A 17,714-nucleotide genomic window follows, 5' to 3' on the forward strand; every position below is an offset into this window, starting at 1 on the left:
GTATGAGCAGGCGGTCAGTTTCTGTTAACATGCCGCCTTTCCTGTGTTTTTTGACGCGAACTGGTCGTAACCTTAACTATGACGACTCTCTATACAGCCCTGCTTTATCTGATTCAGCCACTGATCTGGCTGCGCCTGTGGCTGCGCGGTCGAAAAGCACCGGCCTATCGCAAACGCTGGGCGGAGCGCTACGGCTACTGCAGCGGTAAAGTGGCGCCGCACGGCATCGTGCTGCACTCGGTTTCGGTCGGTGAAACGCTCGCCGCCGTGCCGCTGGTGCGCGCGTTGCGTCATCGCTATCCGACGCTGCCCATTACCGTGACCACCATGACGCCCACCGGCTCCGAGCGTGCTCAGTCGGCGTTTGGCAAAGACGTGCACCACGTCTATCTGCCGTACGATTTGCCCGGCTCAATTAACCGTTTCCTCGATACCGTCGACCCGCGGCTGGTGATTATCATGGAAACCGAGCTGTGGCCGAACATCATTCGCATTCTGCATCAGCGCCAGATTCCGCTGGTGATTGCCAATGCGCGCCTGTCTGAACGCTCCGCCAGAGGTTATAAAAAGCTCGGCGGTTTCATGCGTGACCTGCTGCAGCGCATTACGCTGATTGCCGCGCAGAACGTTGAGGACGGCGATCGTTTCCTCAGCCTCGGCCTGAAGCGCTCGCATCTGGCCGTGACCGGCAGTCTTAAGTTTGATATCTCCGTTACGCCGGAGCTGGCGGCACGCGCGGTGACGCTGCGCCGCCAGTGGGCATCGCGCCGGCCGGTGTGGATCGCCACCAGCACGCACGAAGGCGAAGAGGCCATCGTGCTCGACGCCCATCGTCGCCTGCTGCAACAGTTCCCGGATCTGCTGCTGATTCTGGTGCCGCGCCATCCGGAACGCTTTAAAGATGCATGCAACCTGACGCAAAAACGCGGCTTCAGCTTTACCCTGCGCAGCAGCGGCGAGATCCCTTCCAGCGCCACGCAGGTGGTGATTGGCGATACCATGGGCGAACTGATGCTGCTGTACGGCATCGCCGATCTGGCCTTTGTTGGCGGCAGCCTGGTGGAGCGCGGCGGCCATAATCCGCTCGAGCCCGCTGCGCACGCCATTCCGGTGCTGATGGGCCCGCACATCTGGAACTTCAAAGATATCTGCGCCCGTCTGCAACAGGCGGAAGGGCTGATTACCGTTACTGATGTGGTGTCGCTGGAAAAAGAAGTGGCGAACCTGCTGCAGGATGACGATTATCGCCGCTACTACGGCCGCCACGCGGTAGACGTGCTGCACCAGAATCAGGGCGCACTGCAGCGTCTGCTACAGTTACTCGAACCGCATCTGCCTCCACGAGCTCATTAACGCATGTCTCAACGCCAACGTCTTTCCGTGGTGATGATCGCCAAAAACGAAGCTGAACTCCTTCCGGAGGCGCTGGCTTCCGTCAGCTGGGCAGATGAAATCATTCTGCTGGATTCGGGCAGCAGCGATGCGACCATTGAGGTGGCACGCGCGCACGGTGCACAGGTCTATCAGGCAGACGGCTGGGCCGGCTTTGGTAAGCAGCGTCAGCGCGCCCAGGCCTTTGCCAGCGGCGATATGATTCTGATGCTGGATGCCGATGAACGGGTTACGCCAGAGCTGCGCCGCGCCATTGAGCAGGTGCTGACACAGCCACCCAGCGATAAGGTTTACAGCCTCGGCCGCAGTAATCTGTTTCTCGGCCGCTTTATGCGCCACAGCGGCTGGTATCCCGACCGCGTGCTGCGCCTCTATCCGCGCCATCTGCGCTATAACGACAATCTGGTGCACGAATCGCTGGAGACGCAGGGCACGCCGGTGGTGGCGCTGCCGGGTGATTTGCAGCACCTGACCTGCCGCGACCTGATTGCCTTCCAGCGCAAGCAGATGAACTATGCCGAAGCCTGGGCGCAGGAGCGCTTTCAGCGCGGCAAGCGCTGCAGTATTCTCTCTGTTTTCAGCCACACCGCAGGCGCGTTTATTAAGACGCTGCTGCTGCGCGCCGGTTTTCTCGATGGTAAACAGGGCTGGATTCTGGCGGTGGTCAACGCACAATACACCTTTAATAAATACTCGGCGCTCTGGGCGCTGCATCACACCTCAACACAGGGCCGCGTATGAGCACTAAAGCGATTTATCCCGGCACGTTTGACCCGATGACGCTGGGCCATCTGGATATCGTCACGCGCGCAGCGCAGATGTTTGATCGCATCGTGCTGGCAATTGCCGCCAGCCCGGGTAAGAAGCCGCTGTTTAGCCTTGATGAACGTGTCGATCTGGCGCGCCAGGTTACGGCCCATCTGCCCAATGTTGAGGTGGTTGGCTTTAGCGATTTGATGGCGAATTTTGCCCAGGCGCAGAACGCGAACGTGCTGGTGCGCGGTCTGCGTGCGGTATCGGACTTTGAGTATGAGCTGCAGCTGGCGCACATGAACCGTCATCTGCGGCCCACGCTGGAGAGCGTGTTTCTGATGCCCTCCGAAGGCTTCTCATTTGTCTCATCGTCGCTGGTCAAGGAAGTGGCGCGCCATCAGGGTGACGTGCAGGCATTTCTGCCTGCCGTGGTGCATCAGGCGCTGCTGGCGAAGCTGGCGCAGCCGTAATCAGTGCTGGCAGCGTGGACACCAGAAGGTGCTGCGCTGACCGTGTTTACCGCTGAGGATCGGCGTACCGCAGGCGCGACAGGGCTCGCCAGTGCGGCCATACACCTGCAGCTGCTGCGCAAAATAGCCCGGCTTACCGTCGGTTTGCAGGAAATCACGCAGCGTGGTGCCGCCCTGCTCAATCGAACGCAGCAGTACGGCTTTGATGGTGTTCGCCAGCAGTTCGGCTTCCGCTTCACTCAGGCTCATCGCCGGACGATCGGGTAAGATCCCGGCGGTAAACAGCGATTCGCTGGCATAGATGTTACCCACGCCCACCACCACTTTGTTATCCATCAGCCACTGCTTGATCACCGTGCGTTTGCCGCGCGACTTTTCATACAGATACCCGCCGCTGAAGGCATCGCTCAACGGTTCCGGACCAAGGTGCGCAAGCACGCTGCTGCCTTCCGGATCGGTAGTCCACAGCCAGGCACCAAAACGCCGCGGATCGGTATAGCGCAGCACTTTGCCATTGCTCATCACCAAATCGACGTGGTCGTGCTTCGCAGCCGGCAGTTCGCCGGGCAGGACGCGCAGGCTGCCGGACATGCCAAGATGAATGATGATCCAGCCGTGCGGCAGCTCCAGCAGCAGATACTTGGCGCGGCGCTGTACGCTGAGCACCGGCTGGTCACTCAGCGCGTGGATTTCATGGGAAACCGGCCAGCGCAGACGCGGATTGCGCACAATGGCATGCAGAATGGTTTCTCCCACCAGGTGAGGTTCTATACCGCGTCGGCTGGTTTCTACCTCAGGTAATTCAGGCATCTCATCTCCTCAACGTAGCGCAGAAACAAAAAACCCGGCCGGAGCCGGGTTTTTCGCAAGAACACCAAAATTACTTAATTTTGGCTTCTTTGTAGATCACGTGCTGACGTACAACCGGATCGAACTTTTTCAGTTCCAGTTTCTCAGGTTTAGTACGTTTGTTCTTCGTGGTGGTATAGAAGTGACCTGTACCAGCAGAGGAAACCAGCTTGATCTTCTCACGAATACCTTTAGCCATGATTCAGTTCCTTAGTACTTCTCACCACGGGCGCGGATTTCGGCCAGAACCGTATCGATGCCCTTTTTATCAATAACACGCATACCTTTAGCAGATACACGCAGAGTAACGAAGCGCTTCTCGCTCTCAACCCAGAAACGGTGAGAGTGCAGGTTCGGCAGGAAACGGCGTTTCGTCGCGTTCATTGCGTGGGAACGGTTGTTACCGGTCACCGGACGCTTTCCAGTTACCTGGCAGACTCGTGACATTTCTATTCTCCAAAAATCAAATCAGCTCGAGCTTTAAAAACTAGGTTTTGGCCGCCTCGTCAGGCCTTAGCCCGCCCAGGCGAGTTCCATGTGAACCCGCTAAGCTGGCCCAAACGCCAAACCCGAGATTCTCAAAGGTGGCGTAGTATACGCCGCTAAGCCGAAGTGCTCAAGTCCCGAACAGATAAAGATCCCTCCGGATCGCGCAAAAACGCCGGATTTCTGCCCAGTTGACGCCGCGAATTACAACCAGCCGCGCTCGGCGAAAGAGGTAAACTCGCCGTGACCAATCACCAGATGATCTAATAAGCGGATATTCAGCAGCGCGCAGGCCTGCGCCACCTTGCTGGTAATCTCACGATCGGCACGGCTCGGTTCCGCCATGCCGGACGGATGATTGTGCGCCAGTATCACCGCCGCCGCGTTGAGCTTTAGCGCCTCACGCACGATTTCACGCGGATGCACTTCCACGCTGGCAATGGAGCCGGAAAACATCTTCTGCGCCTGCAAAACGCGGTGCTGGTTATCCAGAAACAGCGCCATAAAGATTTCACGCTCCTGATGTGCCAGCACGCTTTGCAGGTAGTGGCGCGTGACCTGCGGATTCTCCATCACATTTTCGCGCGCCAGCTGGCTGGCAAAAAAGCGCCGCCCCAGTTCCGCAATGGCATGCAGTTGCGTCATTTTGGCGCTGCCGACGCCCTTTATCTGCCCCAGCTCCTCTTTACTGGCGGTCATGATGCGATACAGCGAACCGAATTCATTCAGCATCAGCCGCGCCAGCCCCATCACGCTGTTGCCGCGCGTGCCGGTGCGTAAAAAGATCGCCAGCAGTTCGGCATCGCTTAGCGCCTCGGCGCCCAGCAGCGTCAGTTTTTCCCGTGGTGCCAGTTCCGTCATCGTTCCGCCCTCCTTGCAATGCCGCCATTCTGCGCCGGTGCATTGCAGGCCACCAGCGGCGCGTGACAAATTCCAGAGCCGGCTCGCAAAGGGCGCAGGCAGTGAAAAGGCGGGTCGCCGATTTTGTGATAAAGTTGCCTGCATCTGTCGCGCCAGGCGCGGCACTCTGCGTTGAAGTGAGGCAAACAACATGATGGGATTAGCCGGAAAAAAAATTCTGCTGGGCGTCAGTGGCGGCATCGCGGCCTATAAAGCACCGGAACTGGTGCGCCGTCTGCGCGATCGCGGCGCGGATGTCCGCGTGATGATGACCGATGCGGCCAAAGCCTTTATTACGCCGCTCAGCCTGCAGGCGGTTTCCGGCTATCCGGTGTTTGATGACCTGCTCGACCCGGCGGCCGAAGCGGCAATGGGCCATATCGAACTGGCAAAATGGGCCGATTTGATTGTGCTTGCGCCCGCAACCGCCGATCTGATTGCACGCATTACCGCTGGCATGGCAAACGACCTGGTCACCACCGCCTGCCTGGCCAGCGCGGCACCGGTCGCCATCGTGCCGGCCATGAACCAGCAGATGTACCGCGCGGCAGTCACGCAGGAGAATCTGCAGCGTCTGGCGCAGCGCGGCGTGCTGGTCTGGGGACCGGACAGCGGCAGCCAGGCGTGCGGTGATATCGGCCCGGGCCGCATGCTGGACCCGCTGGCCATCGTTGCGCATGCGCTGGAGTGGGCCGCGCCCGTCAACGATCTGCAACATCTCAACATTATGATCACCGCCGGTCCGACGCGTGAAGCGCTGGATCCGGTGCGCTATATCAGTAATCACAGCTCCGGCAAGATGGGCTATGCGGTTGCCGCGGCTGCGGCGAAGCGCGGCGCAAACGTGACGCTGGTTTCCGGTCCGGTGAACTTAGCCACGCCCGCCGGCGTGACGCGTATTGATGTCAACAGCGCACTGGAGATGGAAGCGGCGGTGATGGCGCAAATCAGCCAACAAGATATTTTCATTGCCAGCGCAGCCGTGGCAGACTACCGGGCGGCAAACATTGCCGCAGAGAAAATTAAAAAACAGGGTGGCGATGATAACGTCACGCTGCAGCTGGTGAAGAACCCGGATATTGTCGCAGGCGTCGCGGCGCTCAAAGTGCAGCGCCCTTTCGTGGTGGGATTTGCTGCCGAAACCCAGAATGTGGAAGAATACGCGCGGCAAAAACGGGTGCGGAAAAACCTGGACCTGATTTGCGCCAATGATGTGGCGCAGGCCGGGCAGGGCTTCAATAGCGACACCAATGCTCTTCACCTTTTTTGGCAGGAGGGAGAGAAAGTCTTACCGCTCAGTGATAAGACGCTCCTTGGCCAACAATTAATAGACGAGATTGTCAGCCGTTATGATGAAAAAAATCGACGTAAAAATACTTGATGCGCGCGTAGGCAAGGAATTCCCACTACCCACCTATGCGACCTCTGGCTCCGCGGGTCTCGATCTGCGCGCCTGCCTTGATGACGCACTGGAAATCGCACCGGGCATGACCACGCTGGTGCCGACCGGCCTGGCGATTCACATTGCCGATCCGTCACTGGCTGCCGTAATCCTGCCGCGCTCCGGTCTCGGTCACAAACACGGCATCGTACTGGGTAACCTGGTAGGGCTGATTGACTCCGACTATCAGGGCCAGCTAATGGTTTCAGTGTGGAATCGTGGCCAGGATAGCTTCACGCTGCAGCCTGGCGATCGCCTGGCCCAGCTGGTGTTTGTACCGGTGGTGCAGGCCGAATTTAACCTGGTGGAAGATTTTGACGCCAGCGATCGCGGCGCAGGCGGTTTCGGTCACTCTGGCCGTCAGTAATACGCTCACTTTTCGCATAGCCATCTTTTTATTTCTTGTCGCCACAGGCCGCTTTATCTGTGGCAGATAAGGCAGTATTGCCTGTTTTTGGTGAATTTCAGGGGTGTTGAAGGTCATGGCAGAAAAAAAAGTCGCGAAACGGAATCGTCGCGAAGAGATTTTGCAGGCGCTGGCGCAAATGCTGGAGTCGGGCGATGGCAGTCAGCGTATCACCACCGCCAAGCTGGCCGCCAATGTCGGCGTTTCGGAAGCGGCGTTATATCGCCACTTTCCCAGCAAAACGCGCATGTTTGATAGCCTGATTGAGTTTATTGAAGACAGTCTGATTACCCGCATCAATCTGATCCTGAAAGATGAAAAAGAGACGATGGCGCGTCTGCGTCTGATCGTGCAATTGCTGCTGGGATTTGGTGAGCGTAATCCAGGGCTGACGCGCATCCTGACCGGCCACGCGCTGATGTTCGAACAGGATCGCCTGCAGGGGCGCATTAATCAGCTGTTTGAGCGTATTGAAGTTCAGCTGCGCCAGGTGATGAAAGAGAAGAAGATGCGCGACGGCGAAGGTTTCCAGACCGATGAGACGCTGCTCGCCAGCCAGCTGCTGGCGTTCTGCGAAGGTTTGCTGTCACGCTATGTGCGCTCGGAGTTCCGTTATCGTCCGACCGCCGATTTCGACAGCCGCTGGCCGTTGATTGCCGCACAGCTGGTTTAATACGCACAGCGGATTTGTCGCGGCGCGATCCATCGCGCAATAAATTGCGCCGCTACGCTATCGTGCGGCGCTGAATATCGCGCTAAACCTTAAATACCGTACTCTTTGCAATCGCCCCGACCTTCGCCACCAGGTGCGCATCAATGCGCACCCTACGCCCTGGCATCCTGCGACTGTAGGGGCGCCATTCATGGCGACCGCGGCAAACCTTAAATGCCGTACTCTTTGCAATCGCCCCGACCTTCGCCACCAGGTGCGCATTAATGCGCACCCTACGCTCAAACATCCTGCTACTGTAGGGGCGCCATTCATGGCGACCGCAGCAAACCTTAAATACCGTACTTTTTACGATACGCCTTCACCTTTGCCACCAGGTGCGCATCAATGCGCACCCTACGCTCAAACATCCTGCTACTGTAGGGTCGCCATTCATGGCGACCGCGGCAAACCTTAGATGCCGTACTCTTTGCGATACGCCTTCACCTTCGCCAGATGGTCGGCCATCTCTGGCTTCTCCGCCAGGTAATCAATCAGCTCGCTCAGCGTAATGATCGCCGTGACCTTGCACTGATAATCGCGCTCCACTTCCTGAATCGCGGAAATCTCGCCACGGCCACGCTCCTGGCGGTCGAGTGAAATCAGCACGCCGGCCAGCGTGGCGTTGTGGGCGTTGATGATGTCCATCGATTCACGAATTGCCGTGCCGGCGGTGATCACATCATCGACCAGCATCACTTTGCCCTGCAGCGGGCTGCCCACCAGTAAACCGCCTTCGCCGTGATCTTTGGCCTCTTTACGGTTAAAACAGTACGGCACATCGCGGTCATGATGATCGGCCAGCGCCACGGCGGTAGTGGTCGCAATCGGAATGCCTTTGTAGGCCGGGCCAAACAGCAGGTCGAAATCGACGCCGCCATCCACCAGCGCCTGCGCATAGAAACGGCCCAGCAGCGCTAAATCGCGCCCGGTATTGAACAGACCGGCATTAAAGAAATAGGGACTTTTGCGGCCGGACTTCAGGGTGAACTCACCAAACTTTAATACCCCTTTGTTCAGGGCGAACTCAATAAACTGACGCTGCCAGGCTTTCATTTCTCACTCCTCAAATAAAGAAAAGGCGACTCTGTGGTCGCCTGTTACATCAATCAATTAACGCCGCTTTCTGCGCCTGAATCAGCTGCTCAATGCCGCCGCGCGCCAGCGCCAGCAGCTGCAACAATTCGTCATGGCTGAACGGCTCGCCTTCTGCGGTGCCCTGCACCTCAATCATGCGGCCATCTTCGGTCATCACCACATTCATATCCGTTTCAGCGGCAGAGTCTTCGACATACTCTAAATCACACACCGCTTCACCGGCCACGATGCCGACCGAGATCGCCGCCACCATGCCTTTCAGCGGGCTGGCTTTCAGCTTACCGGCCGCCACCAGCGCGTTCAGCGCATCCGCCAGCGCCACGCAGGCACCGGTGATTGCCGCGGTGCGCGTGCCGCCGTCGGCCTGAATCACGTCGCAGTCCAGCGTGATGGTGAATTCACCCAGCGCCTGCAGATCAACCGCCGCACGCAGCGAGCGGGCGATAAGGCGCTGGATTTCCAGCGTACGTCCGCCCTGCTTGCCTTTGGCGGCTTCACGCGCCATACGGCTGTGCGTCGAACGCGGCAGCATACCGTATTCTGCGGTTACCCAGCCCTGACCTTTGCCTTTGAGAAAACGCGGCACGCCCTCTTCAACGGTCGCGGTGCACAGGACTTTGGTTTCGCCGAACTCGACAAGAACCGAGCCTTCCGCATGTTTGGTAAAGTGACGAGTGAGGGTGACGGGACGCACTTCAGAAGTGCTACGGCCTGCTGGACGCATGGTTTCTCTCCGGCTTGCTTGGGTTTGGCTGCGCATTATACGGACTTCACAGGCGGCTGTCCTGCCCGCGTGCAGCCAGCGCGTGTTACAGCGCCGCGCACACCAGCGAGTCGATACGCGTCACCGGTTGTGTCGCAAAACGATGTTTAAACTTGTCGCGCAGCGCGTTAATGCTTTCGGAGCTGGCCCGATCCGCCGGATGAAGCAATACCAGTACCTTGCGATTGCCCTGCGGGCCGCGGGCATCGTAAATCGTCAGCGGCGAGGGAAAGTGCGGCGTGATGTCGCGTTCAGCAAACTGCGACCAGCCCGCTGCGCCAGCGGGGGACGGCAGATCAAACCACAGCGTGGTTTGCATCATCATCTCGCCGGCCCCGCACACGGCCACGGGCGCGGTATGCGGCGGAATAACCTGCGGGGTGGGCGGAGAAGTCTGACATCCACTTAACATCATGGCGAAGCCCAGCGGCCCCATCCATTTATTCAACATCTTAGCCTCAGAAGTTGCCTGTCTCATCTGTCACAGCATAGGCCGCCGATGACCATTCCGTCATCATTTTTGCTTTCAGCTGCAGCAGGCTTTCATCTGTCGGATAGAGAGTCAGCGCCTGACGCAGCAGCCTGCGCGATCGCTGATAGTGACGCAGATGCCACTCAATCATCACCGCATTACGGAACACGTTGAGATCGTTATGGCGCTCCAGCCACAGCGACGACTGCTGCACAAAGCGCGCCAGCAGGCGCTCATCCCGCGTCTGGTTGTAGCGCATCAGGCAATGCACCATTTCGCCAAACTCATAGCGCTCGCCCTGAATCCACGGATTCCACAGCTGATCGCGTGAAGGATAGGAGAGGAACTGACCGCGCTCCGCCTGGGTGAGCAGCGCGTTGGTCTGCAGGCCGCTGAAGAAAAACAGCATCAGCGCAATCGCGCCGCCGGCCATGTTCAGGCGCAGCATGCGCGACGGCAGCCCCGGCGTCGCAGGTTCAATCATTGATCGATCTTCGGGCTGACGTAACGCCAGATGGGTAAGCAGCATCAGCAGCCACAGATGCGGCAGCGATTGATAGAGCGGAAATTCGACCATGGTGTGCAGCATGACGGGCAGCGTCAGACTCCATAGCATCAGGCGCTGCGGCTGACTGCGCCAGCGCCACAACGGCGTCAGCCATGCCAGCAACACGGCGGTGAAGCCTACCATCGGCAAAACACCGCCCTCCACCCAGCTATACAGCCACTCGTTATGGGGATGGGTAGCGTTGAAATCTTTCAGGTGGATCGCGTCCACCATGCGTATCCGCGAAAAATGATACTCAAACTGACCAAAGCCCCAGCCGCTGAACGGTTTTTCCATGATCATCCGCAGCGTGTATTCCAGCAGCTGCTGGCGCGCCAGGTCGGACGCCGCAAATTCACGCATGCCCGGCGCTAATTCATTGCGCAGCAGCAGGGCGCACAGCACGGCCAGCGCCATCACCATGACAATCCTGATGATTACCGCGCGCTGGCGACGATCGCACACCAGCAGCATCACCAGCAGCGCCAGCGCAAAGCCAAACGCACCGGTACGCGACTGCGTCAGAAGCAGCGCCAGGCTGTTGATCAGCACTGCCGGCAGTAGTAAGAAACGGTGCCTGATGTCAGATTGCAGACAGAGCCAGACCGTAGCCGCCAGACCGGTCGCCAGAAAGCTGGCCAGCAAATTGAACTGCTGAAAAATACCGTAAGGGCGAATCTGGCCGGCGTGATAACGAAACTCCATCAGCGTTTGCAGCTGGGCCGGAAAACAGGTTTGCGCAATCGCCAGCAGCGCCTGCAAGGTGCTGAGCAATACGATGCCGGCAATGATTTGCTGACGCTGCTGCCAGAGCTGCGGCATCAGGCCCAGCAGCAGCCACAGAATGAGTATGGCACTGAGCCCCAGTAGTCGGATAACGCCGGTCAGCAGTCCGTTATCGTTCTCCTGCAGGATCACCGCCAGCGCAAAGCAAAACAGCATCAGCAACAGCGCATGCGTCATGACGTTGTCATCAATTAAATCGCGCGGCTGGCGCCAGTTCTTCAACAGCAGCGTGGCTGCCAGCAGCGCGAGGCAGCCTGCAGTGAGCAAATTCAGCGGCAGATCAAAGCCATTGCCACCACTGTTGGGCAGATAAATCAGCGTGGGGAGAAAACAGATAAGGCAGGCCAGCGAAGCGAAAGGGAAAGAAGCGACTTTCTCACCGCACTGTCCCCGACGCCGCCGCTGCAGAAATTGCTGCATCAGCAAAGGCGGCGTGACGCGCGGGTCTCGTCCGGACAGATACCACGACATAAAACAGAGAAAGAGCATAGCAAACCCAATTGCCGAAACAGGCCAAAAACTGTCTCGTTGAATAATGGTTGATAGACTTTGGCTACAGAAAATGTACGGCCAAAAAGCTGTGAATGGTGTGAAAACCCCCGTGAATCATGGTGATTCACACAGCTGTGATGATGAAAAATATTTTCAAACACCGTTAATCTGTATCGCTGCAGGTTAAGCCGATCTCCCTCTGATAAGTGTTTAACTTTAACCATCATAAAAAGATTAATTAACATTAATATCAATAACGCGGTTTAAAGCATCATCAAGGCAGGCTGATCAGCAATGTTGCTGAAGCGTTGAATTCACCGCCGCTCAGCGGTTGTCCTTTCTTTTTCACCGGGAACACGGTGATAACTTCTGACGCCATGCCGTTGATTAACCGGACAGCAGAAGTGCCCATCGGTTTGAGCAATTGTCCTTTATGTTTAACCGCAATGCCCAGATCAGGATAGTTGGTGGCTATCAGCTCGTCGGAGAACGCGGTGGTGCCGGCAACTAAGCGTAAATTGACTTCCTGATTTAATGCGGAACTGCATTTAACTTCTAACGGCACATCTTTGAAGTTGGTGGTATTGGACACTGATTCAGAAACGGAGCTTACGGCGATGCGGTCAAATTCAACGTTAATATCCGTACCGTTATTGATGTCGCAGACAATGGGTACCGGGATGATAATGCCGTGAGGTCCGATAACGATTTTTAGCAAGGGTTTTTCAGGTCTCGGAGGATAAGGCGGGCTCATATAACCAATCGTATAAATGGTCACCATCTCTACATCAGGCGGGACAAAAATCGCTCCACCGATAATATCTTTTGTTATAATAAAATCAGTTAAAAGAAATGAAGAAGCCGAAAAAACATCATGAATCATTCCCAGCCCAGGCTTTATTGTCCCACGACCAGGACTTTTATATCTACGGTCCTCGAAAGTCATTGGATAAGGATACCAGCTTGGAGCATAGCCTTGCACCTTCACATCAACCTCATCAGTGAGTTTATAATAACCGATATTTGTAGATGAAGGGATAAAATGTGCACCCAGATCAGCCTCAATAAGTAAGTTATACCATTCATATTTACCGGGATTATTACATATGCCAGAAAACCCCCCTAATGATTCGTCAAAGAATAACCTGCCGTGTACTCCTTTTACAGGAGATATGCTGTGGCTAGCCAAACGGCCTGATGTCAATACCATTACTGCTAAAGGGTCGGTCCAGCAGGCATAATCAAGACCAGCATGAGCCTGACCAGAGAAGGTGTTCATAAAAAAAATCTTAGCAACCAACAATATATATTTCCTTCGCAACAAAAATAACCTCATCGGCTAACCTCTAAAAAAATTAATAGTAAAACCATAATATAATCATTTTAAAAATATCATCCTTCACGCCGCCATCTCGTTGGTTTTTAGTTATGGTAATGTAAGAATTAGGGTTGCTGACGAGTTAATATCACCCAACCTTATTTCTTTAGCATTTGGATTTTTTACTGGAGAAACGGTGATAACATCGTTACCATAACCATTATTGATTGAAGACGGAAATCCGCTTAGAGGTGAAATTACTTTTCCCTTATGAAAAATAGCAAAGGCAACGTCTGGATTATCACTTATCAAAGAGTCACTCCTGAAGGATGAAGCCGTCCCTATGATATTAACTTTTACAGCCTGACTAATTGGTTCATTACATTGAAAAAACAAAGATGCCTCTTTTCCACTTTTCGACATGTACGTATCAGCTGGGATTTCATTCACGTCGATATTACCAAATTCAATATTGGTCATTGCCCCGCCATTTATACTACATAAAACAGGCACGGGTATAACCTGAGATCGTGTATAAACTTCAATAACAGGAGAGTGGGCATATTCACCATAGTTGTTATATAGGCCAAATTTTCTAAAAAGATTAGACACCATTATTTCCGATGGAATAATTATAGCCCCACCAATAATATCCCTCCTTAAAATCAGTTCAACCTCACCATTACCGCCAGCCTCCATCCCAAAAATTCTAACCTCACTTCCCTGTGGGATTGGGATACCGTCCTTCTGACCTAAATTTTCAAATGGAACGGTGTAATATTGTCGTCCATCCTGATATTTTATTTTTATATCCAGATCATCAGACAACTTATAATAACCCCTGTTAATTTCTGAAGGCGGCAAGACTGAATCGCCTTTCAGAAAGTACTCCCTGGCAGCAACGCCATTTAAATTATTACATATTGACGAGTAAAAATTAGGTGAAGTCCCATACTTAGCGATACCTTTATCACCTTTTTTGTTTCCCGTTATAGTTAAGTTTGTAATTTCAGCAACTAATTTATTAGGTGGATTCTCCCAGCAGGTTTTATCTGGCTCAGCAAACGAAGGAAGACTTAATAAACATAAAAAAACTCCGATAAATTTGATCTGCATAAACTCACTCTAATTAAACATAAAAACAAAGACCGACATTTTTAGAATAATTACCTAAAGTTATTTCCTGCAAATCACCGACGGATTCGCATTATTGCCAATCACATAGCGCACATTCTGCAGACGATAAATCCAGCCGTAATTGACATGGCCGGGCGCCAGGCCGGCGGAGATATAGCGTTCAATATTTTGTGGTGAGGCGCGATTGGCAAGATTGTAGGAAATGGCAGTGGTTTCGCTGCGCAGCGCGGCGCCGGAGAAGCTGTGGCGCAGTTCAAAAGAGACATCAACCGGTTCGCGGCGCTGCAGTTGTTGTTGTGGCGAGTAATAACTGATCATGCCGCTGTAATTGCCGGTGGCCTGAAACAGACTGTTTTGCACTTTCCACTGCCCGTGCGACACCACCAGCTGTCCCGCCTCTCTGGAAATCAGAATCGAATCCGCTTCACAATGGGGAATGCGACGTGACAGCTGATAAATCAGGATGGCCGCCAGTACCAGCGCCAGCATCAGTAATCCCCCCTGCAACACCCAGGTTACTCGGCGACGAAATATATGGCTGACCGACATAACGCATCCTTCTGCTCGATAGGGTTTTGACAGATAAACCAGCTGTAACGGTCAGCCAGCTTGGTGCGGTTGATATAGATGTGGCGTTCCTCTTCGGCCAGCTGGATAAAGCGCGCCATGCTGTCACTCACCAGCTGCAGGTTTTGATCGATCTCTTCACGTTCGGTGGCGCTGAAGTCGTCCTGGATATACCACTGTCGGCCCTGCACGTGGCGATAGGGTGCATAGGTCACGGTGACCACGTCGCGAATCTCCAGCACCTTAATGCCGAGTAAGGCCAGCACCAGTAACAGCACTGCGCTAATCAACATGCCGATTAACACCAGTCCGGAACGGCTGCGTGGTGCCGCAGCGGTCGTTTGCTCCTCCACGGTGGCGGTGGCTGGCGGCTGCACCATCACCGGCAGCGGCGCCGTGTGCACATGGGTGGTCACCAGCGGCTGAATACGTGCTTCCGACGCAATGCGCGCTTCTTCTACGGCTTCAGCCAGCGGTAAACAGGCTTCCACCCGCACCGACTCATGCAGCCGGTAGCCCTGACGATGAACGGTGACAAAGGTTTCTCCTTCCACCCGCAGTTGCAGAAACTGCTTGCGCAGCATCGATAGCATCTGGCGCAGCGAGTTTTCCGTCACGTGCACCCCCTGGCTGCGCCAGCCCTCATCCAGCAGCGTTTCGTGGCTAATGACCTCACCCGGCTTTTGCAGAAACAGCGCCAGGCAGCGTGCGCTGCTCTGGTTGAGCAGCAGCTCGTTATCATGCCGATCGCGCAACAGGCGCCGATCCGGGTCAAACGTGATATGTTGATTTATCAACCACATAACAGGCACTCAGGGATAGTTCAGATAAAAAGTAGCAATCGCCGATACGTTGCCAGGCTCAATGGTGCGCTCGGCAATCGCGCTCGCCGAAGCCTGCAGCCAGGCACTGAACTGCAGCTGGTTGTCGCCCTGCTGCAGCGGAAAATGCATCACGCCGCGGTTAATGGGCACCAGCTTTCCGTCCGCATCACTCAGGCCAATGGCCACGCCTTTGGCACCGGCATCACCGGCCAGCGCCAGCAGATCGGGCTGCTCGGCATCGGCAATACCGTTGAACACCAGCTCGACGTCTTTACCCAGTTCGGTATCACAACCGCTCAGACGCATCACCAGCGGACGCGCCGGCGTGCGCGGATTCTGATACAGCGATTTCGCAACGATATCGCCAAAGTTGAGCTCCAGCTGCTGCTGATCCGGCTCCAGCGAACAGGGTTCCGCCACCAGCGTGCCGTGCAGCTGCATCTCTATCGCCTGTGCCGGTGACACCAGCAGCCATCCCAGTACCAGCATTACGCCCGCTCTCATCGCCTCTCCTTACTGATATTCCAGCAGCAGCGCCGCGCTGGCGGTGAACTCCCCACCCTCCAGCGTCACGCCCGGCTGCTGTACCGGCACCGCGCCGAGATCGAGTGTGCCCGGGAAAACAATCGGCAACGTGCTGTTGACCGCCAGCGGCTTGCTGGCCAGATAAAAGCGAATACCCAGCGCACTCACACTGCTGAGCAGCGCGCTGCTGTCGAAACCGGAAGCGGTACCGGTCAGACGCACCTGCAATGCCGCACCCGGATCCTCGGTGCACTTGACCGGTATCGCCTTACGCTGCAGATAGTTGACGCCATCGATCTTTTTCACGCTCAGCGCATCGCCAAACTCAATCATCAGGCTCTGGTTGTCATTCAGCGTGCAGGGCGGATTCTCAATCAGCGTACCGTGCAGGCGCAGCTCCACCGCATGCAGCGGCCAGCAGATGCACAGCAGCAGGCTACCGATCAGCAGCCTGTTGTAATACTTCATCAACGGAACAAGTCGATGCTTAGTCATAGTTCACCTGTAACTGACCGCTGGCTGACCAGGCACCCGGCTGCAGCGGCAGCGCGGTGCGCTCCTCTACCGTCAGCCAGCTCAGCACATTGCTGCCGGCGCTGAGCGGCACGCGCAGATTGCGGAAGGTGGGCGGCAGCGGCTGATGGTTCTCATCAAACAATTGCAGGCCCACGCCGTCAGAGCCCTGTACGCGAATCAGCTGCGGGTCGGCCAGACTTTGCGGGGCAAAAAAGTCGATGCTGATGGACGGCACATGTTGCAGCCATAGCGGATCGGCGACATTGCGGATACTGTACGGACAGTCCTGCAAATGCAGCGTTAACGCCTGCTTCATCACCTGCTCGCCGACCTGTTGCAGCGCGGCGGTCGGCGTGGTATCGAGGCCAGCCGCCTGATCATTGTTACCGACGTCAAGCCAGCATGGACTCTCCTGCAGCGCGCCATACACATGCACCACGCCGTTGGTTGCTGCCTGCAAAGTCAGGCTCAACAGCGTCAGCACCAGCAACAGCACACGCATCGCTTACTGCTCCACCTTGTTACTGACGACGCTGCAGCTGTCGCCGGCACACTTCAGCGCCAGCGTTGGACGGCCGCCGTAGTCGTTGATGTAGGTTAATAGCGGCGCGCTGCCCAGTTCTGCTGCGTTCACGCCCAGATCGATACTGGTTTTTGGCGCGACCATGACCGGTTCAAAGCTCTTCTTCAGCGACTGGCCTTTCGCTGGCTGTGCATCCACCAGCGTAATGAAGTAAGGCGTGGGATTATTCAGCTGGTAGCGTGCACCCTTGCGCGTCAGCGTCAGTTTTTCCTGCCATGGCGTCACCACTGACGGATTGCTCACCACGATCGCTTCCGGGCGATAGAACAGCTTGATACGCGTCTGCAACGCGATTTGCAGCACGTTGCTCTTCTCGCTGCGCGGCGGGATTTCACGCATGCTGAAATAGAACACCGATTCACGATCCTGTGGCAGCGCCTTGATGGCGGGCAGCGCCTGCACTTTCACTACGCTGCGTTCGCCCGGTTCGACGCGCTGCACCGGCGGCAGCAGCACCAGCGGTGACGTAATTTTTTTACCGCTGCTGTCTTCAATCCAGCCCTGCGCCAGATAAGGCAGCTGCTTGTTTTCATTGCTGATATTCAGTGAGACGTTTTTTTCGTTACCGTTAAAAATGACCCGGGTGCGATCAAGCGCAATCGCCGCGTGAGCCTGCAGCGATAGCGTCAGCGTGGAGAGCAGCAAGGCGCCACTCAGCGTTTTTACCAGCATGATTAACT

22 protein-coding genes are annotated in these 17,714 nt (G+C 55.8%); 6 read left to right on the forward strand and 16 right to left on the reverse strand.

Annotated features, from left to right (window positions below; genetic code table 11):
• Positions 1 to 78 precede the first annotated feature (78 nt).
• From waaA to coaD, 3 genes are read left to right on the forward strand one after another with little or no spacing between them, the layout of a single operon-like run.
• Positions 79 to 1,353 carry a lipid IV(A) 3-deoxy-D-manno-octulosonic acid transferase gene (gene waaA / locus C1N56_RS18770; protein WP_021507071.1) on the forward strand — a complete coding sequence of 425 codons (1,275 nt, stop codon included), beginning with the start codon at positions 79 to 81 and terminating at the stop codon, positions 1,351 to 1,353.
• Positions 1,354 to 1,356: 3 nt separating this feature from the next.
• Complete coding sequence (locus tag C1N56_RS18775; RefSeq protein ID WP_010616498.1) at positions 1,357 to 2,133, forward strand: glycosyltransferase family 2 protein; 777 nt, start codon at positions 1,357 to 1,359, stop codon at positions 2,131 to 2,133.
• Positions 2,130 to 2,615, forward strand: a complete 486-nt coding sequence (coaD, locus tag C1N56_RS18780; RefSeq protein ID WP_136546205.1) for a pantetheine-phosphate adenylyltransferase — start codon at positions 2,130 to 2,132, stop codon at positions 2,613 to 2,615. Before C1N56_RS18775 ends, coaD begins: the two co-directional genes overlap by 4 nt.
• Here coaD and mutM read toward each other — a convergent pair whose 3' ends face one another.
• From mutM to radC, 4 genes are all read right to left on the reverse strand, one after another.
• A complete protein-coding gene (gene mutM, locus C1N56_RS18785) occupies positions 2,616 to 3,425 on the reverse strand; it encodes a bifunctional DNA-formamidopyrimidine glycosylase/DNA-(apurinic or apyrimidinic site) lyase (protein ID WP_088516674.1) in 810 nt (269 codons plus the stop codon).
• 70 nt (positions 3,426 to 3,495) lie between these two features.
• The gene (gene rpmG / locus C1N56_RS18790) at positions 3,496 to 3,663 is read right to left on the reverse strand and encodes a 50S ribosomal protein L33 (RefSeq protein ID WP_001051798.1); all 168 of its coding nucleotides are present in this window, start codon (positions 3,661 to 3,663) and stop codon (positions 3,496 to 3,498) included.
• A gap of 11 nt (positions 3,664 to 3,674) precedes the next feature.
• Entirely contained in the window at positions 3,675 to 3,911 is a 237-nt protein-coding gene (gene rpmB, locus C1N56_RS18795) for a 50S ribosomal protein L28 (protein WP_010616494.1), read from the reverse strand.
• 243 nt (positions 3,912 to 4,154) lie between these two features.
• On the reverse strand, positions 4,155 to 4,811 hold the full coding sequence (gene radC / locus C1N56_RS18800; protein WP_021507076.1) for a RadC family protein: 657 nt from the start codon (positions 4,809 to 4,811) through the stop codon (positions 4,155 to 4,157).
• A gap of 190 nt (positions 4,812 to 5,001) precedes the next feature.
• On the opposite strand from radC, the gene coaBC reads away from it, so the two are divergent.
• From coaBC to slmA, 3 genes are all read left to right on the forward strand, one after another.
• Positions 5,002 to 6,231, forward strand: a complete 1,230-nt coding sequence (gene coaBC / locus C1N56_RS18805; protein WP_058775471.1) for a bifunctional phosphopantothenoylcysteine decarboxylase/phosphopantothenate--cysteine ligase CoaBC — start codon at positions 5,002 to 5,004, stop codon at positions 6,229 to 6,231.
• On the forward strand, positions 6,200 to 6,658 hold the full coding sequence (dut, locus tag C1N56_RS18810) for a dUTP diphosphatase (protein WP_031279631.1): 459 nt from the start codon (positions 6,200 to 6,202) through the stop codon (positions 6,656 to 6,658). Before coaBC ends, dut begins: the two co-directional genes overlap by 32 nt.
• Positions 6,659 to 6,773: 115 nt before the next feature.
• Positions 6,774 to 7,370 (forward strand): nucleoid occlusion factor SlmA, encoded by a 597-nt coding sequence (gene slmA / locus C1N56_RS18815; protein ID WP_021507079.1) that lies wholly within the window; start codon positions 6,774 to 6,776, stop codon positions 7,368 to 7,370.
• Positions 7,371 to 7,820: 450 nt separating this feature from the next.
• Here the strand turns inward: slmA and pyrE are convergent, their stop codons facing one another.
• The 12 genes from pyrE to C1N56_RS18875 all read right to left on the reverse strand — a co-directional run bounded on the left by pyrE (position 7,821) and on the right by C1N56_RS18875 (position 17,706).
• Positions 7,821 to 8,462, reverse strand: a complete 642-nt coding sequence (gene pyrE / locus C1N56_RS18820; RefSeq protein WP_021507081.1) for an orotate phosphoribosyltransferase — start codon at positions 8,460 to 8,462, stop codon at positions 7,821 to 7,823.
• Positions 8,463 to 8,511: 49 nt separating this feature from the next.
• On the reverse strand, positions 8,512 to 9,228 hold the full coding sequence (gene rph, locus C1N56_RS18825) for a ribonuclease PH (protein ID WP_021507082.1): 717 nt from the start codon (positions 9,226 to 9,228) through the stop codon (positions 8,512 to 8,514).
• An 85-nt stretch (positions 9,229 to 9,313) separates the two neighbouring features.
• Entirely contained in the window at positions 9,314 to 9,718 is a 405-nt protein-coding gene (locus tag C1N56_RS18830; RefSeq protein ID WP_136546208.1) for a DUF3574 domain-containing protein, read from the reverse strand.
• A 7-nt stretch (positions 9,719 to 9,725) separates the two neighbouring features.
• Complete coding sequence (locus C1N56_RS18835; RefSeq protein WP_104094256.1) at positions 9,726 to 11,561, reverse strand: PglL family O-oligosaccharyltransferase; 1,836 nt, start codon at positions 11,559 to 11,561, stop codon at positions 9,726 to 9,728.
• Between the two features lie 277 nt (positions 11,562 to 11,838).
• Positions 11,839 to 12,867, reverse strand: coding sequence for a fimbrial protein (locus C1N56_RS18840; RefSeq protein WP_394516963.1), 1,029 nt, complete (start codon positions 12,865 to 12,867; stop codon positions 11,839 to 11,841).
• Between the two features lie 123 nt (positions 12,868 to 12,990).
• A complete protein-coding gene (locus C1N56_RS18845) occupies positions 12,991 to 13,998 on the reverse strand; it encodes a fimbrial protein (RefSeq protein WP_394516964.1) in 1,008 nt (335 codons plus the stop codon).
• A 60-nt stretch (positions 13,999 to 14,058) separates the two neighbouring features.
• The gene (locus tag C1N56_RS18850) at positions 14,059 to 14,568 is read right to left on the reverse strand and encodes a hypothetical protein (RefSeq protein ID WP_132466143.1); all 510 of its coding nucleotides are present in this window, start codon (positions 14,566 to 14,568) and stop codon (positions 14,059 to 14,061) included.
• Positions 14,535 to 15,389 carry a winged helix-turn-helix domain-containing protein gene (locus C1N56_RS18855; RefSeq protein ID WP_394516965.1) on the reverse strand — a complete coding sequence of 285 codons (855 nt, stop codon included), beginning with the start codon at positions 15,387 to 15,389 and terminating at the stop codon, positions 14,535 to 14,537. Before C1N56_RS18855 ends, C1N56_RS18850 begins: the two co-directional genes overlap by 34 nt.
• A gap of 9 nt (positions 15,390 to 15,398) precedes the next feature.
• Positions 15,399 to 15,914 (reverse strand): fimbrial protein, encoded by a 516-nt coding sequence (locus C1N56_RS18860; protein ID WP_125311827.1) that lies wholly within the window; start codon positions 15,912 to 15,914, stop codon positions 15,399 to 15,401.
• A gap of 9 nt (positions 15,915 to 15,923) precedes the next feature.
• On the reverse strand, positions 15,924 to 16,430 hold the full coding sequence (locus C1N56_RS18865; protein WP_394516966.1) for a fimbrial protein: 507 nt from the start codon (positions 16,428 to 16,430) through the stop codon (positions 15,924 to 15,926).
• Entirely contained in the window at positions 16,423 to 16,953 is a 531-nt protein-coding gene (locus C1N56_RS18870; protein WP_132466155.1) for a fimbrial protein, read from the reverse strand. Before C1N56_RS18870 ends, C1N56_RS18865 begins: the two co-directional genes overlap by 8 nt.
• A gap of 3 nt (positions 16,954 to 16,956) precedes the next feature.
• Positions 16,957 to 17,706, reverse strand: a complete 750-nt coding sequence (locus tag C1N56_RS18875; protein WP_104094259.1) for a fimbria/pilus periplasmic chaperone — start codon at positions 17,704 to 17,706, stop codon at positions 16,957 to 16,959.
• Positions 17,707 to 17,714: the final 8 nt, after the last annotated feature.

It is taken from the genome of Pantoea sp. SGAir0175 (assembly GCF_043547855.1).